A 14,981-nucleotide genomic window follows, 5' to 3' on the forward strand; every position below is an offset into this window, starting at 1 on the left:
GCTCCGGACAGTTCGCTTGCAGGTAAGCTCCTACAGGTGGGCGCCGGAAAATCGTCCCAGAGTGATACGTTCCCGCCCGGCATAGTCAAGACGGGTTTCCACTTCAGAATATCCACGTTCACTGAAAATGTTTCGCACCGCTTTGCCCTGATCCCAACCGTGCTCGACGGCCAGCAGACCGCCGGCGGTGAGATGCGCGCGCGCCACCGACGCAATCTCACGGATATCCGCGAGCCCCGCCTCTTCCGCCACCAGTGCCGACAGCGGTTCGAAACGCACGTCGCCTTCACGCAGATGCGGATCCTTTGGATCAATATAGGGCGGGTTGCTGACGATCACATCAAAGGTGCGTTCGGCCAGCGCCGCAAACCAGTCGCTTTGCAGAATTTCCACATTGGAGAATCCGAGCTGCTGGCGGTTCTCTTCCGCCAGAGCAACCGCCGCCGGCATACGGTCGACAGCCGTGATTTGCCAGTGCGGCTTTTCGCTGGCAAGCGCAAGCGCAATGGCGCCGGTGCCGGTGCCGAGATCCAGCAATCGCAATGGTTCCGGCGGGCACAGCGCCAGTACCGCTTCCACCAGCACTTCGGTATCCGGGCGCGGGATCAGGGTGGCGCGATTGACCTTCAGCGGCAGCGACCAGAACTCCCGTGTACCGGTGAGGTGAGCCACCGGTTCGCCGGCTACACGGCGCTTCAGCAGGTGCTCGAACTGCGCCTGCTGGACCTCGTCGAGCGGGTGCTCCGGCCAGGTGTAGAGCCAGGCTCGGGACTTGCCCAGCAGATGGCAGAGCAACACCTCCAGATCCAGCCTGGGGCTGTCGCTTTCCGTCAGTTCCGACGCCCGCAGCAGATTGTCCTTCACTGTGGCCATGAAGTCAGTGTTGCCCCAATGCCGCCAGCTGGTCGGCCTGGTACTCATTGCGCAGCGCGCCGATAACCTCATCCAGCGAGCCTTGCATCACTTCGTCCAGCTTGTACAGGGTAAGACCGATGCGGTGATCGGTGAGGCGCCCCTGCGGGAAGTTGTAGGTGCGGATGCGCTCGGAGCGGTCGCCGCTGCCCACCAGGTTGCGGCGCGCATCGGAGATTTCCTGGGCGGCGGCGGATTCCTGGGCGCTGTTCAGTTTGGCCTGCAACAGGGCCATCGCCTTGGCGCGGTTCTTGTGCTGGGAGCGCTCATCCTGGCACTCCACCACGATGCCGGTGGGAATATGGGTGAGGCGCACCGCGGAGTCTGTCTTGTTCACGTGCTGCCCGCCGGCGCCGGAGGCCCGGTAGGTATCCACGCGCAGGTCCGCCTTGTTGATCTCGATGGCGTCGCGTTCGTCCGGCTCCGGCATCACCGCCACGGTACAGGCGGAGGTATGGATGCGCCCCTGGGATTCGGTTTCCGGCACCCGCTGCACGCGGTGCGCGCCGGACTCGAACTTGAGCCGCGCGTACACATCTTCACCCACCACACGGGTGATGATTTCCTTGTAACCGCCGTGTTCACCGAGGTTCTCGCTGATCACCTCGATGCGCCAGCCCTGCTTCTCACCATAGCGGGAGTACATGCGGAACAGGTCGCCGGAGAAGATCGCGGCCTCGTCGCCGCCGGTGCCGGCGCGGATTTCCAGGTAGACGTTCTTGCGGTCATTCGGGTCCCGTGGCAGCAGCAGGGTCTGAAGCTCTTTTTCCAGCGGCTCAAGCTGGGCCTCCGCCGCGCGCAGTTCCTCCTGAGCCATCTGGCGCAGGTCCGCGTCGCTGTCGTTGAGCATATCCCGCGCGGTGGCCATGTCGTCCTGCAGGGTTTTGAAGCGCTGGTAGCACTTCACCACCTCTTCGAGTTCCGCGTATTCCCGTGACAGGTCGCGGAACCGGTCCTGATCGCTGATGGTTTCCGCATCCCCCAACAGGGCGGAAACCTCCTCGTGGCGCTCTACTAGGTGGTCGAGTTTCTGTTGTACCGAAGCTTTCATTACTTGAGGTTCTTCTTCTCCGGCGCGGCGGCCGAATGGTGCATGTCCTGCCCGGATGCGTCCGGCTGCAGGCCTATGATTTCCCGCGCGATGCGCAGCCGTTCCAGGTCACCGTCGGCGGTGGCCTGACGCAGGGCCACGGTGGGTGCGTGGATCAGTTTGTTGGTGAGGGTGCGCGCCATCTGCTCCAGCAGTTGCTCCGGGTCACCGCCAGCGCGCAGTTGGATCAGCGCTTTTTGCAGCTCGTCCTTACTCACGGCCTGGGCCTGCTGACGGTAGCTGCGAATGGAGTCCACCGCCTGCAGACTGCGCTGTTCGCGCATGAAGGCCTGCGCCGCGGCATCGACAATATGGTGCGCCGCCTCCGCCGCCTGCTCGCGCAGGCGCTTGCCTTCATCAATCACACCGCGCAGGTCGTCGACGGTATACAGGTAAACGTCGTCCAGTTTCGCCACCTGCGGCTCAATATCCCGCGGCACGGCAATATCCACCATGAACATGGGGCGGTGGCGACGCTGCTTGAGCGCTGTTTCCACCGCGCCCTTGCCGAGAATCGGCAGTTGGCTGGCGGTGGAGCTGATAAGGATGTCGGCGCGCGGCAGGTACTCGGGTATGTCCGCCAGCAAAATCGCTTCGGCACCGAAATTCTCCGCCAGCGACTGGGCCCGGCTCAGGGTTCGGTTGGCGACGATCAGTTTCTTGACACCCTTGTCCAGCAAATGCCGGGCCACCAGTTCGATGGTGTCGCCGGCGCCGATCAGCAGTGCCGTCTGCTGACCGAGATCGGTGAAGATGCGCGATGCCAGCGATACCGCGGCGTAGGCAACGGATACCGGGTTCTCGCCAATTGCGGTTTCGGTACGCACTTTTTTCGCCACCGAAAACACCTGCTGAAATACGTTGTGCAGAGTCGAGCCAACGCTGCCAGACTCCCGCGCCACGGCGTAGGCGGACTTCATCTGCCCGAGAATCTGCGGTTCGCCGAGAACCAGTGAGTCGAGCCCGCAAGCCACCCGCATCATGTGGCGCACTGCCAGCTCGTCGGTGAACTGATAGTGGCAACCGGATAACTGCTCCAGTGGCACACTGTGATACTGGGAGATCCACGCCAACAGCAGCTCCGGAGCAACATCACCGTAGATCTCGGTGCGGTTGCAGGTAGACAGGATCGCCAGCTCGCGGCATTCCAGGGCCGTGCGGGCTTCGGCCAGAGCGCTGGGCATCACTTCAGGGGCGAAGGCCACCCGCTCGCGCACGGCCACCGGCGCGCTGTCGTGATTGATTCCCAGGGCAATGATTGACATCGGTTCTCGTCATCTCTTGGGGCGCCCAGTGCGCCCTTTGCGGCGGGCAGCAGACCCACAGCTGGCTGAATTGGCCGCACATTGTCCGGGCCTGCAGGGCGGGGTGCAAGCGGTATCAACCTATTCCCCCGATAGCCAGTTTCCGCCAGTGCCGCGGGCAAAACGGGTTGCGTCGAGGCGCAGAAGGCCGCGTTGGCTGTCGCCCATTCCTTTTTGTGCTTCGGCACACCGCTCCGCACCGCGATTCGACGCACTGGGGTTTAAATAGGTGCTGACTTTGCCGGTGGGGCCAGGCGGCGGCCAACAGGGGCTGAATTGGGAACTAGAATTATACGGCGATAACCCGGAAAAATACGCCAACAGACGCCCCATCACCCGGACAGGCCTGGCGCCAGCAACGCCGCCACACCTTCGCCCAGCGGCCCGGATCCACCGCTGGTAACTACGCCCAAGGTTGGCAGATGGACGGCGCGAACGTACGGACACGTTTCTATGCAGCTTTTCTTTGCAGCTCTTTTCTCCAGCAGGCCTGCGCACGTGTTGTGCCCCACCCGCACCCCAGGTACGAATGCGGGAAGCGGACAGCCTCTCCGGTCTGTATATCCACACCGGATGCAACGGCACAGCCAGCAGCTGGCGGCGGCGATCTCTGTTGCGGTGCTGTGCGCCTGCGCCCAACAGCCGCCGCAGCCGGGCGCCGTGGACGCACCCATTGCCTTCGAGCAGGGCGCCGACAACCGCGACACCAGTCACGACCGCGAAAGGCGAGAAACGCGGAGTGGCGATACCGCTGCGGCGACAGCGCAGGCGGGCGACGAAACACCGGAAGATAACGTCAAGCCTTTCCCCATCGAAACCTTTTACACCCTGTTGGTGGCGGAAGTGGCGGGTAACCGCGAGCAGTATGATCTGGCGCTCGCCAATTACTACTTCCAGGCTGAACACACCAAGGATGCGGGTGTCGCCGCACGCGCCACCCGCATCGCACGCTTTCTGAACGCCCGCCGCGCCGCGCTGCGCTCGGCACAGCTGTGGGTAGAGCTGGAACCGGACAACCCGGAAGCCCAGCTCGTGGCCACTGCCGAATTGACCCTGGCCGGTGAACTGGACAACGCCCTGCACCACGCGGAGCGCGCATTGGAACTGGGCGGCGATGCACCACTGCAGTCTGTCGCCGCCACCGCTGTCGACAACGAGGAGCTGGCGGCGAAAGTGCTGCCGGAGTTCCTGCGTCTCTCACAAAAATATCCGGAAAACACAGAAGCATCTCTCGCACTCGCGATGCTGTTACGAGCCAACAAAAAACACGAAGAAGCCCTGCGTGTCACTCGCCAGGTACAGGAACGGGACCCGTCGCTGCTGGATGCCCCGCTACTGGAGTCACACATCCTTATAGATATGGGGCGCGAAAAAGAGGCGCGCAAACTACTGGAAAACCTCGTCGCTCTCTATCCCAAAGAGAGCCGCCTGCGTCTGCAATATGCGCGCCTTCTGATACGCGACGACCTGGAGCTCGCCCAGCAACAGTTCATCGAACTGGTAAAGCAACGCCCCAACGACGGCAACCTGATGCTGTCTCTGGCGCTGATCCAGTATGAAACCAAACAGTACGACCAGGCCAAACCCCTGCTTGAGAAACTGCTGACGCTTCAAGAGCACGAATCCGCAGCGCATTTCTATCTCGCGGGAATCGCCAAACACAGTGGCGACACCAAACAGGCGGTCACCCATTACCGCATGGTCCGCCCCGGCGGTGACTATGTACAGGCCATCACGCAGGGTACCGAGCTGCTGACCGGCAATGGCAACCTCACCGAAGCCCACGAGTGGTTCGAGGAACTGCGCCAACGCCACACGGGACAGCAGGAACAGTTTTACCTGCTGCAGACAGAACTCTTTACCAAGCACGGCTACCTTAAGGAAGCGCAATCACTGCTTGCGGAAGCCATCAAAGCCAACGAAGACAGCAACCGCCTGATCTACGCCCACGCCATGACCAGCGAACAGCTCGGCGATCTTGAAAACTTTGAACTGGGTCTGCGCAAATTGTTGTCCCGCGACCCGGATAATGCGAACCTCCTGAACACGTTGGGTTACAAACTGCTTTCCTACGACGACCGTCTCGACGAAGCGCTGGTATTGATTACCAAAGCGCTGGACCTGAGCCCGGACGACCCGGCCATAATCGACAGTATGGGCTGGGCTCATCACCGCCTCGGCAACCACCGCGAGGCAGTGAAATACCTGCAAAAGGCCCTGGCAATGCTCCAGGATCACGAAATCGCCGCCCACCTGGGGGAAGCCCTGTGGGCGCTGGGCGAACGCCAGCAGGCGATGCAGGTATGGGAGCAGGGATTGCAACTGAACCCGGAAAGCAAACTTATTCCAGAGGCCATGCAACGGCTGCAGGATCAACAAAGACTGGAACAGCATGTTACGGAAAGCTGAAGTTCTCTCTCTGCCCCAATTTTTTACACCGACGCAATGCGCACAAAGGCTGATGGCCGCGCTGCTATTGCTGTTGCTGGCGGCATGCAGCGCGCAAAAACCGCAGCCACAACAGCCGCCCGCCCAAACCGCGCAGACGCAATCCGCTGCGGCACTGCAACGCTGGGAAGCCAAAGGCAAACTCGGTGTGCGCTCGCCGAAGGAAAATGGCAGCGCCAACCTCACCTGGCAACAGGCCAGCGGCAACTACCGCATTCATCTCAGCGGCCCACTGGGTGCCGGCGCCACAATGATCAGTGGATCTCCCACTGGCGTCAGTCTGCAGCGCGGTAACGATCCGGCAGTGTTTGCCTCTAATCCGGCACAACTGACGGAAGAAATCATGGGCTGGCCGCTGCCGGTGTCGGAAATGTTTTACTGGGTGCGCGGCCTTGTCGCACCTGGCGCGGTCAGCGGTGAGCAGAGAAACGCCCAGGGCCAGCTGTTGAGACTACAGCAGGCTGGATGGCAACTGGATTTTGGCGGTTACCAGTCCGTGGGCCCCTACCAGCTTCCCACCCGCATTAAGGCCGCCACCAACCAGGCCGCAGGACCGGTCAGTGTGACCGTGGTGATCAAGGAGTGGGAGCCAAAGTGAGGCTCCCGCGACGCTTGTAGCCCCATCTTAGCCCGTTACGTCATCCCCGGTGCCGCCTTGTCGGTATTCGCTGTCCCGGCGGGCTGCTACCATAGCGGCCCGTTTTCGCAGCCCAGGCGCCCGCTACCGACAATATGAACGCCCGCACCGCATCGCCAGCCCTGACACTGACCGCACCCGCCAAACTTAATCTGATGCTGCGAATTCTCGGCCGTCGGACCGATGGTTATCACGAGCTGCAAACGGTATTTCAACTGCTGGACTACGGCGACACGCTGACCTTTTCCTCCACCGATTCCGACACCATCGTTCTGGACTGCCCTGGCGTAGATGTCGCCCCGGAACACAACCTGATTTACCGTGCAGCGCTGCTGATCAAGCAGGCTCACGGCAACGGCGCGCCGGGGGTGCGCATTTCGGTAAAAAAAATCCTGCCGGCGGGGGGCGGCGTGGGTGGCGGCAGCAGCGATGCAGCGACAACCCTGCTCGGGCTGAATGCAGTCTGGCGCTGCGGCCTCGATATCGACACACTCGCGGAACTTGGCCGACATCTGGGTGCCGATGTGCCAGTGTTCGTGCGCGGGTATTCCGCCTTCGCCGAGGGTGTTGGCGAGCAACTTACCCCGGTGTCCATCACTCCCCGCTGGTATCTGGTGCTGACGCCTGACTGTCACGTGAGCACTGGTGCGTTATTTTCCGATCCACGTTTGACAAGAGATTCCGCCGCAATTACATTAGCGGCCCTTCGCGACAGGCGGCTGAACACACACTGGCTCGATGAATATGCGGGCAATGATTTTCAGCCACTGGTCGAGAGCCTCTACCCGAAAGTTCGACTGGCCAGAGAATGGCTTGCGCAGTTCGGGCAGGCATTTCTGACAGGAACCGGCGCCTGTGTGTTTGCCGGCTTTGATTCGGAAGCGAGCGCACAACACGCGTTTGCCAAACGACCTGCAGGGCTCAGAGGTTTTGTTGCCAGGGGTGTAAATGAATCACCCACACACAGGCAACTCGCGAAGTTTGCAGCAGCAGTCCAGGCTGACTGAGTGCAACATTGCTGGGGCGTAGCCAAGCGGTAAGGCAGCGGGTTTTGATCCCGTCATGCGAAGGTTCGAATCCTTCCGCCCCAGCCACTTTTTAAGTTTTCATCAATTCATCCCTGAATTGCTGAAAAGACGCTTACCGCGGCACATGTCCGCGATAAGCTCCCGACAAACCAGCTGCACTGGTTTGCGGGCGGGCCCTCCTTGGCCCGCTAGCGGAGCGCTCGGCACCTCCCGAGTTAACTTTAGGCGAAAGCCCACACCTACACCCTTGCACCCATGGTCGCCCAATGAACCGGCATCACACTATTCTGCAAGCAATTCTCGCTCCGCAACTCACCTGAATTTCACTACTATCTTCTACTTACCAACGAAAAAGGTACTCGCAGTGGCTGACTTGATGGTCTTCACCGGCAACGCAAACCCGGAACTGGCACAAAAGATTGTTGACCATATGGCGATTCCGCTGGGGGAGGCGGTGGTCAAGCGCTTCTCCGACGGCGAGATCGCGGTAGAGATCACCGACAATGTGCGCGGCCGCGATGTGTTCGTGGTGCAGTCCACCTGCCAGCCCACGAACCGCAACCTGATGGAGCTGATCCTGCTGGTTGACGCGCTGCGCCGCGCGTCAGCAGGCCGCATTACCGCGGTGGTACCCTACTTCGGCTACGCCCGCCAGGACCGCCGCGTTCGCTCCCAGCGAGTACCCATCTCCGCCAAAGTGGTCGCCGATATGATGGTGAGCGTGGGCATCGATCGCGTTCTGACCGTCGACCTGCACGCGGAACAAATTCAGGGCTTCTTTGACGTCCCCGTAGACAATGTCTACGGCTCTTCCGTGCTGCTGGACGATATCGAGCGTCAGAAGTACGAAAACCTGGTGGTGGTTTCGCCGGACATTGGCGGTGTTGTGCGCGCGCGCGCGGTAGCGAAGAGCCTGGGCTGCGACCTGGCGATCATCGACAAGCGCCGGCCGGCGGCAAACGTGGCCGAGGTGATGAACATCATTGGCGAAGTCAGCGGCCGCACCTGCCTGCTGGTGGACGACATGGTGGATACCGCAGGCACCCTGTGCAATGCGGCCAACGCCCTGAAAGATCACGGCGCCATGAAGGTAGTGGCTTACTGTACGCACCCGGTACTTTCCGGCAAAGCCATCGACAACCTGAACAATTCCGTACTGGATGAGCTGGTGGTCACCGACTCCATCCCGCTGGGCGACAAGATGGAAAAGGCTCCGAAGATCCGCCAGCTGACCCTGTCGGCCATGCTGGCTGAAACCATGCGCCGCATCAGCAACGAAGAGTCCCTGTCGGCCATGTTCCGCTCATAAGCCAACCCTCTGTAGGAGCCTGCTTGCAGGGCCCTGGAGAGCGTATAGCGAGCACTGCTCGCTGCTCTCATGGGCGCCCGGCCACGGACGGCCGGGCCGGACCTGGCCCCATGGATGGCTGCTTGCGAAAAAATTCCTATTCGCCTGCAAGCAGGCTCCTACGCGATATTTGCCTCACCCCATTACCTCTGGCATTCCCCGGGACTTCCCCTTAGAATACGCGCCCGCCCGGCACCGCCGGGCGTTTACTATTGGGCGATTCAATAGCTTTTGCCCATTTTATAGCAATCCCAGAGGGTTCCGGTCGCAGGGCCTTCTGGACAGACAACCCGAGGTTTATCCCATGTCTGATTTCAAACTGAATGCCAGCGTCCGCAGCGACGAAGGGAAAGGTGCGAGCCGCCGCCTGCGTCGCGAGGAAGCGAAAGTTCCGGCCATCGTTTACGGTGGCAAAGCCGAGCCGCAAAACATTGCCCTGCTGCAGAAAGATATGTTCAAGGCCCTGGAAAACGAAGCGGTTTACTCCTCCGTTCTGACCCTGAACATTGATGGCAAGGACGAAACTGTGATCCTGCGCGATCTGCAGCGTCACCCGGCCAAAGCCATCCTGCTGCACGCCGACTTCCAGCGCGTTTCCGCCGACACCAAAGTTCACGTGAAAGTGCCTGTTCACTTCCTGAACGAAGACAAGTGCAAAGGCGTTAAAGCCGGCGGTATCGTCTCCCACACCCTGACCGAGCTGGAAATCAGTGCACCGGCCTCCAAGCTGCCCGAGTTCATTGAAGTAGACCTGGCCAACCTGGAGCTGGACGGCAACATCCACATTTCCGACATCAAGCTGCCGGCTGGCGTTGAGTCTGTGGACCTGTCCCACGGTGCTGACCACGACCTGGTTGTTGCCTCCGTGCACAAGCCGCGCGGCGCTATCGAAGCCGAGGCTGCCGAAGGCGAAGAGTCCGGCGAGTAATCCGTCGGCAATTTAAGGTAACAGTACCTTGAGCAAGGCTCCGGACACGCCCATCCAGTTGATTGTGGGCCTGGGCAACCCAGGCCCCGAGTACGACCGGACACGACACAACGCCGGGGCCGACTTTGTCGCCGAGCTGGCCCGTATTCACGGTGCCCAGCTCGCGCCAGACAGCAAATATCACGGCCTCTCTGGCCGCGTGCGGATCGGCGGGCAGGAAATCCGCCTGTTGATTCCCACCACCTACATGAATCGCAGTGGCCAGGCAGTGGGCCCACTGGCGAATTTCTTCAAGATCCCCGCCGCGGCTATCCTGGTTGCTCACGATGAGCTGGACCTGCCCTGCGGCGTCGCACGATTGAAGCACGGCGGTGGCCACGGGGGGCACAACGGCCTGCGCGATATTATCGCCGCCCTCGGCAACAACCGGGAGTTCATGCGCCTGCGCCTCGGCATAGACCACCCCGGCAACGCCCGCGATGTTGCTAATTATGTGCTGCAGCGCGCCCCTCGCACCGAGCAGGACCAACTGGCCGAAGCCATCGACCGCGCGGTGGATGTCATGCCCGCCGCCGTCCAGGGCGACTGGAACGGCGCGATGAAAACACTGCACACCAGCGCCAAATAACGGCTTTCCAAATTAGACGGCGTTGCGTCACCAGCGCTTCCGCCACACCAACAGGATTACGACCATGGGTTTCACTTGCGGTATCGTCGGCCTGCCCAATGTGGGCAAATCTACCCTGTTCAATGCCCTGACCAAAGCGGGTATTGACGCGGAAAACTTCCCTTTCTGCACCATAGAGCCCAACGCAGGCATCGTGCCGGTACCGGACCCGCGCCTCGACAAGCTGGCGGAGATCGTGAAGCCACAGAAAGTGATCCCCACCACCATGGAGTTCACAGATATCGCCGGCCTGGTGGCCGGCGCTTCCAAGGGTGAAGGCCTCGGCAACAAATTTCTCGCCAACATCCGCGAGACCGACGCTATTGCCCACGTAGTGCGCTGCTTCGAAAACGACAACGTGATCCACGTGGCCAACCGCGTGCATCCGGTAGCGGATATCGAGGTGATCAATACCGAGCTGGCCCTGGCGGACCTCGACACCGTAGAGAAGGCTCTACAGCGCTACAGCCGCGCGGCCAAGGGCCAGGATAAACACGCCATCCGCATGAAGGTGCTACTGGAGAAGATCCAGCCACACCTGAACGAAGCCAAGCCCCTGCGCTCATTCGGCCTGGACACCGACGAACTGACGGACCTGCGCGAGCTGAGCCTGCTTACCATCAAACCCACCATGTATATCGCCAACGTGGACGAAGACGGCTTCGAGAACAACCCGCACCTGGATGCCGTAGCCGCCATCGCCGCGGAAGAAAACGCCGTACTGGTACCCATCTGCAACAAACTGGAATCCGAAATCGCCGAGCTTGACGACGATGAAAAACTGGAATTCCTGGAAGGGCTCGGCATGGAAGAGCCGGGCCTGAACCGGGTGATCCGCGCCGGTTACCAGTTGCTCGGCCTGCACACCTACTTCACCGCCGGCGTAAAAGAAGTGCGCGCATGGACCATTCCCCAGGGTGCCACCGCACCTCAGGCGGCAGGCAAGATTCACACGGATTTCGAAAAGGGGTTCATCCGCGCAGAGGTGATCAGCTACAACGATTTCGTCGCCCACAAGGGCGAAGCCGGAGCCAAAGAGGCCGGCAAATGGCGCCTTGAAGGCAAGGAGTATGTGGTGGTTGACGGCGACGTGGTGCACTTCCGCTTCAACGTCTGATCCCGCAATCCCACCCCTACACCTCCAGCCAGAATCCGGACCATATTTGCGGGGTTCCACAAGAACCCCGCAAATACCACACTGCCACCCGCAGTACCTTTCGCAACAACACCACAGGTTGCCATGTACCAATCCAACTGGAAAGTCGGCCTGCCGCTGGCACTGACCACCGCCTTCCTGTGGGCTCTGCTGCCCATCGCCATGAAAGGCCTGATCGCCGACATGGATTCCACCACCATCACCTGGTACCGCTTCTTCGGTGCCGCCATATTCGCCGGCCTCTGGTACGGGTGGAGACGGGAGCTGGAGTTGGGCAACCTCTTTCGCGGAAAACTGCTGCCGTATACGCTGCTGGCGGTAGGCGGCCTGCTGGGAAATTACATCGCCTACGCCACCGGCCTCAACTACATTACCCCCGGCGCACTGCAGGTACTGATCCAGCTGGCGCCCTTGCTGTTGCTGACATTCAGTGTGATATGGCTCGGCGAGCGCTTTTCCCCACGCCAGTGGGTAGGCGTGAGCATGGTGTGTATCGGGCTGGCACTGTTCTTTAACCTGCGCCTGACGGAGCTGGTGCAGGGTGAGAACAGGGAATACCTGTTTGGAGTGGGGCTGGTGGTGATCGCGGCGGTAACCTGGGCGGTGTACGGTCTGTTCCAGAAAAAGATCGTGGCTGAATCCCGGCCCCACAACCTGCTGATACTGATCTATCTCGCGGGCACCCTGTGTTTCCTGCCTGTGGCCAAGCCGGCGCTGGCGCTGTCATTACCCCCGCTGGGCTGGGCATTGCTGCTGTTCCTCACAGCCAACACCCTGATTGCCTACGGCGCCTTCGCCAAGGCCATGGCCTCTTGGGAGGCTTCTCGGGTCAGCGCCACTCTGGCGCTGGTACCGCTGATGACCCTGGCCCTCAGCAGCCTTATCGGCGCCCTGTGGCCGGGATACATCGAAGTGGAACCCATGAACTGGATCAGCTGGATTGGCGCATTTACCGTGGTCATCGGCTCTCTGCTGGCCGCCATCGGACGCGGCCGCTAACTGCGCCGCCGGAAAACGAGGGCGAGCTAAGCTACTGATTAATTTAGCAAAAATAGTGTTGACAGGCCCGCGCGAGCCCCCTATTATTCGCGCCCTCGGTTAGCCGAGTTTGTTTGTGGCAAGGTAGCTCAGCTGGTTAGAGCGCAGCACTCATAATGCTGAGGTCGCGAGTTCAAGTCTCGCCCTTGCTACCACTTTCTTCCTGCGAGAAAGCTCTCGCAGTATCTTTACTGGGGCGTAGCCAAGCGGTAAGGCAGCGGGTTTTGATCCCGTCATGCGAAGGTTCGAATCCTTCCGCCCCAGCCATATTTTCAGTGTGGCAATGAGCTTGGCGAAAGCAGAGCACCCTGACAGGTTCGAGCCGGAGCTGGCAAAGCCAGCGGAGACTAGCGAGCCATAGGCGAAGCTAATCCCTCCGCCCCAACCATATAAAAAGGCGATCCTTTGCGGGATCGCCTTTTTTATTGATTCCTGAGTAGACCGGATTCAGACCGCAGACCGCCCCAGCGGCACAACGGGAGATCTGGAAACATCGTCAGTCGCGGTAGAACCGACATTCCCCCTGCTTCGCAACCACTCAAATCCCAACAGACAAACCAGCACTGCTCCAATGAATACCATCATCCCGGTGAAGCCCAGCGTGTCGCGCTCGGTGTAACCCGTCCACAGATACTGGCCGATGCATAGGATCGCCACCACCAGCAGCGTGGGTTTGCGGCCGATCAGTCCCACCACAAAAACGCCAAGCGGCGCACCAAGGGCAACTACCGGCGCAGCCGCGAGCCAGTTTCCGAGCACGCCCGGCTGCCAGGTCCCCGTCAGACTTTTAACCGCTACACCTACCAGGGAAGTAAACGCCATGATGATCACGGAAGTGGGAATTGCCACCTTGAGGTCCACCCGGAATAGCAGCACCAGCAACGCATAGACAACCATGTCGATGCCAACACCGGTAATGGCCGCCGCCATCCCTCCCGCACAGAAACCCGCCAACAGGCCAAGACGAAACTCCCTGGCAGACGCTCCCGCGCCAAGTTCGGAATGAGAGGTAATCTCCTGCAGCCGATACAAGTGCAATACCCCGAAGCTGCCCCAGATGACCGCAAACGCCAACTTTATCCAGAGTTCCGGTATCAACGGCGAGAGGAACAGAATGCCAAGAGGGGTGCCCAGTACCGCACCGAGCATAGCCCCACGCAACATGCTCCAGGCGAGAGGCTGACGACGGCAGAGGATAAAGATACTGGCACTGACCATGCCGATCGACTGAACAGCAAAGCTGAAATCCCTGCCCAGACTGGCTGGCATGTCGAACAGCAAAACCAGAACCGGGAAACCGACGGTTCCCCCACCCATGGGGGTAGAGCCGGCGGCGTAGCTGCCGATCGCCATGGACAGCGCCATAGGCCAGTGGTCGACCACCACAGACCACATACCCCCACCAAATACCAAAAGCAGCCAGGCTGTATAGAACAAACCGAGGAAAACAAGCCAGGCTGCTAATCGCTTGAGCAGAGACATTGGACAGAACTCGAAAGGAAATCAGGGCTCCAGACACGGAGCCCTGAGGTATCAGAGAGAAACAGGGGTATCAGGCGTCCGCCTGCATTTTGGCCAGACGGGAGAACTGGTGCATGGAGCCCAGCTGCGCATACAGCGGTGCCAGGAAGCCACGCTTGCGGAAATCCGCGAAGTCCTCTTCGCTCATTTCAGCCAGTTTCTTCTCGTCCACCATGTAAATGCCGGTCAGATTGATTTTTTCGCTGCCCGCATTGATCGCAACATTCTGGGTGGTCAGCAGATCTTTCTCGGCCAGGATGGTGATGAACGCCCTGGTCATCTGGTCGCTTTCCAGATACCCGACCAGGGACTCTTTCTTGGCCTTCAGGTACTCAGACTCCTCTCCGGATTCGGTGAACAGGGCATTGCCCTCTTCCTCGCCGACAACCGGGCTGTTCTCGATCAGACCAACCATCAGGCGCTCTTTGTTCTCACCCGCCGGTGCCAGCACGAAAGGATGATTGCGCACAGCACCCGGAACAAAGACACCTTTCCATTTTTCGCCGTCAACAAACAGGTTTTCGCCCACTTTCAGGCCGAGGAGAGCAACGGACTGGAACTGGTCGGTTTCGGAATTCTTGACAAAAACAATCGGGTATTCTGCACCCAGGCGGGAGAATTCATGAGCAGTAACCGGCAGCATGTGTGCATTCTTGACGTGCTCAAAGGTCCCCAATTCACGAACTTTCAACTTACCGTGAACGTCACTGCGCAGAGGGACGATTTTCGGGGCTTCTACAGTGGCCATACAACACCTTATCTAAATTGGAAGTTATTCTAAAAACCCGGCTTAGTATATTTTTTATACTTAGAAAGGGAAGCAGAAAGTTACACCAGACCGGCCCAGTTTGCCAGCAACTCATGCAGCCGCCGGCTCTCAAAACCGCAGAGCGGCATATATTAG

13 protein-coding genes and 3 tRNA genes are annotated in these 14,981 nt (G+C 60.2%); 11 read left to right on the forward strand and 5 right to left on the reverse strand.

Translation table 11 applies throughout. The features are described from left to right. Positions 1 to 30: 30 nt before the first annotated feature. From prmC to hemA, 3 genes are read right to left on the reverse strand one after another with little or no spacing between them, the layout of a single operon-like run. A complete protein-coding gene (gene prmC / locus GNX18_RS08520) occupies positions 31 to 873 on the reverse strand; it encodes a peptide chain release factor N(5)-glutamine methyltransferase (protein ID WP_166217030.1) in 843 nt (280 codons plus the stop codon). 4 nt (positions 874 to 877) lie between these two features. Beyond that, positions 878 to 1,963: a peptide chain release factor 1 gene (prfA, locus tag GNX18_RS08525; RefSeq protein ID WP_166217033.1), complete on the reverse strand. Its 1,086-nt coding sequence runs from the start codon at positions 1,961 to 1,963 to the stop codon at positions 878 to 880. Then, complete coding sequence (hemA, locus tag GNX18_RS08530; RefSeq protein WP_138233994.1) at positions 1,963 to 3,267, reverse strand: glutamyl-tRNA reductase; 1,305 nt, start codon at positions 3,265 to 3,267, stop codon at positions 1,963 to 1,965. The genes prfA and hemA overlap by 1 nt, the downstream gene beginning before the upstream one ends. A 612-nt stretch (positions 3,268 to 3,879) precedes the next feature. On the opposite strand from hemA, the gene GNX18_RS08535 reads away from it, so the two are divergent. The 11 genes from GNX18_RS08535 (at position 3,880) to GNX18_RS08585 (ending at position 12,823) form a co-directional block, all read left to right on the forward strand. Further along, positions 3,880 to 5,715 (forward strand): tetratricopeptide repeat protein, encoded by a 1,836-nt coding sequence (locus GNX18_RS08535; RefSeq protein WP_240914313.1) that lies wholly within the window; start codon positions 3,880 to 3,882, stop codon positions 5,713 to 5,715. A 52-nt stretch (positions 5,716 to 5,767) separates the two neighbouring features. After that, positions 5,768 to 6,352 carry a lipoprotein insertase outer membrane protein LolB gene (gene lolB, locus GNX18_RS08540; RefSeq protein WP_240914314.1) on the forward strand — a complete coding sequence of 195 codons (585 nt, stop codon included), beginning with the start codon at positions 5,768 to 5,770 and terminating at the stop codon, positions 6,350 to 6,352. A gap of 134 nt (positions 6,353 to 6,486) precedes the next feature. Next, entirely contained in the window at positions 6,487 to 7,398 is a 912-nt protein-coding gene (ispE, locus tag GNX18_RS08545; RefSeq protein WP_166217038.1) for a 4-(cytidine 5'-diphospho)-2-C-methyl-D-erythritol kinase, read from the forward strand. Positions 7,399 to 7,410: 12 nt separating this feature from the next. Further along, positions 7,411 to 7,485: transfer RNA gene (locus GNX18_RS08550), tRNA-Gln, on the forward strand. A 298-nt stretch (positions 7,486 to 7,783) separates the two neighbouring features. Beyond that, on the forward strand, positions 7,784 to 8,728 hold the full coding sequence (locus GNX18_RS08555; protein ID WP_166217041.1) for a ribose-phosphate pyrophosphokinase: 945 nt from the start codon (positions 7,784 to 7,786) through the stop codon (positions 8,726 to 8,728). 343 nt (positions 8,729 to 9,071) lie between these two features. Beyond that, entirely contained in the window at positions 9,072 to 9,695 is a 624-nt protein-coding gene (locus tag GNX18_RS08560; protein WP_138233991.1) for a 50S ribosomal protein L25/general stress protein Ctc, read from the forward strand. Between the two features lie 28 nt (positions 9,696 to 9,723). Further along, positions 9,724 to 10,323 (forward strand): aminoacyl-tRNA hydrolase, encoded by a 600-nt coding sequence (pth, locus tag GNX18_RS08565; RefSeq protein WP_138233990.1) that lies wholly within the window; start codon positions 9,724 to 9,726, stop codon positions 10,321 to 10,323. Between the two features lie 64 nt (positions 10,324 to 10,387). After that, positions 10,388 to 11,479, forward strand: a complete 1,092-nt coding sequence (gene ychF / locus GNX18_RS08570) for a redox-regulated ATPase YchF (RefSeq protein ID WP_166217044.1) — start codon at positions 10,388 to 10,390, stop codon at positions 11,477 to 11,479. Positions 11,480 to 11,602: 123 nt separating this feature from the next. Next, positions 11,603 to 12,517 (forward strand): DMT family transporter, encoded by a 915-nt coding sequence (locus GNX18_RS08575; protein ID WP_166217047.1) that lies wholly within the window; start codon positions 11,603 to 11,605, stop codon positions 12,515 to 12,517. A 117-nt stretch (positions 12,518 to 12,634) separates the two neighbouring features. After that, positions 12,635 to 12,711, forward strand: a tRNA-Met gene (locus GNX18_RS08580). A 37-nt stretch (positions 12,712 to 12,748) separates the two neighbouring features. Beyond that, positions 12,749 to 12,823: transfer RNA gene (locus GNX18_RS08585), tRNA-Gln, on the forward strand. Positions 12,824 to 13,003: 180 nt separating this feature from the next. On the opposite strand, the gene GNX18_RS08590 is transcribed toward GNX18_RS08585, so the two are convergent. After that, complete coding sequence (locus GNX18_RS08590) at positions 13,004 to 13,951, reverse strand: sulfite exporter TauE/SafE family protein (protein ID WP_240914315.1); 948 nt, start codon at positions 13,949 to 13,951, stop codon at positions 13,004 to 13,006. 157 nt (positions 13,952 to 14,108) lie between these two features. Next, positions 14,109 to 14,825 (reverse strand): SapC family protein, encoded by a 717-nt coding sequence (locus GNX18_RS08595; protein ID WP_138233986.1) that lies wholly within the window; start codon positions 14,823 to 14,825, stop codon positions 14,109 to 14,111. Between the last annotated feature and the right edge of the window lie 156 nt (positions 14,826 to 14,981).

The sequence above is a fragment of the Microbulbifer sp. SH-1 genome (genome assembly GCF_011326135.1).
GTDB classification, from domain to species: Bacteria; Pseudomonadota; Gammaproteobacteria; order Pseudomonadales; family Cellvibrionaceae; genus Microbulbifer; species Microbulbifer harenosus.

What these genes read in the sequence shown, in the direction of transcription:
- ispE (WP_166217038.1), top strand. Translation starts at nt 6,487, where the DNA reads ATGAACGCCCGCACCGCATCGCCAGCCCTGACACTGACCGCACCCGCC.
- ychF (WP_166217044.1), top strand. Translation starts at nt 10,388, where the DNA reads ATGGGTTTCACTTGCGGTATCGTCGGCCTGCCCAATGTGGGCAAATCT.
- prmC (WP_166217030.1), bottom strand. Translation starts at nt 873, where the DNA reads ATGGCCACAGTGAAGGACAATCTGCTGCGGGCGTCGGAACTGACGGAA.
- lolB (WP_240914314.1), top strand. Translation starts at nt 5,768, where the DNA reads ATGGCCGCGCTGCTATTGCTGTTGCTGGCGGCATGCAGCGCGCAAAAA.
- hemA (WP_138233994.1), bottom strand. Translation starts at nt 3,267, where the DNA reads ATGTCAATCATTGCCCTGGGAATCAATCACGACAGCGCGCCGGTGGCC.
- GNX18_RS08575 (WP_166217047.1), top strand. Translation starts at nt 11,603, where the DNA reads ATGTACCAATCCAACTGGAAAGTCGGCCTGCCGCTGGCACTGACCACC.
- GNX18_RS08590 (WP_240914315.1), bottom strand. Translation starts at nt 13,951, where the DNA reads ATGTGGTCTGTGGTGGTCGACCACTGGCCTATGGCGCTGTCCATGGCG.
- GNX18_RS08535 (WP_240914313.1), top strand. Translation starts at nt 3,880, where the DNA reads ATGCAACGGCACAGCCAGCAGCTGGCGGCGGCGATCTCTGTTGCGGTG.
- GNX18_RS08560 (WP_138233991.1), top strand. Translation starts at nt 9,072, where the DNA reads ATGTCTGATTTCAAACTGAATGCCAGCGTCCGCAGCGACGAAGGGAAA.
- prfA (WP_166217033.1), bottom strand. Translation starts at nt 1,963, where the DNA reads ATGAAAGCTTCGGTACAACAGAAACTCGACCACCTAGTAGAGCGCCAC.
- GNX18_RS08595 (WP_138233986.1), bottom strand. Translation starts at nt 14,825, where the DNA reads ATGGCCACTGTAGAAGCCCCGAAAATCGTCCCTCTGCGCAGTGACGTT.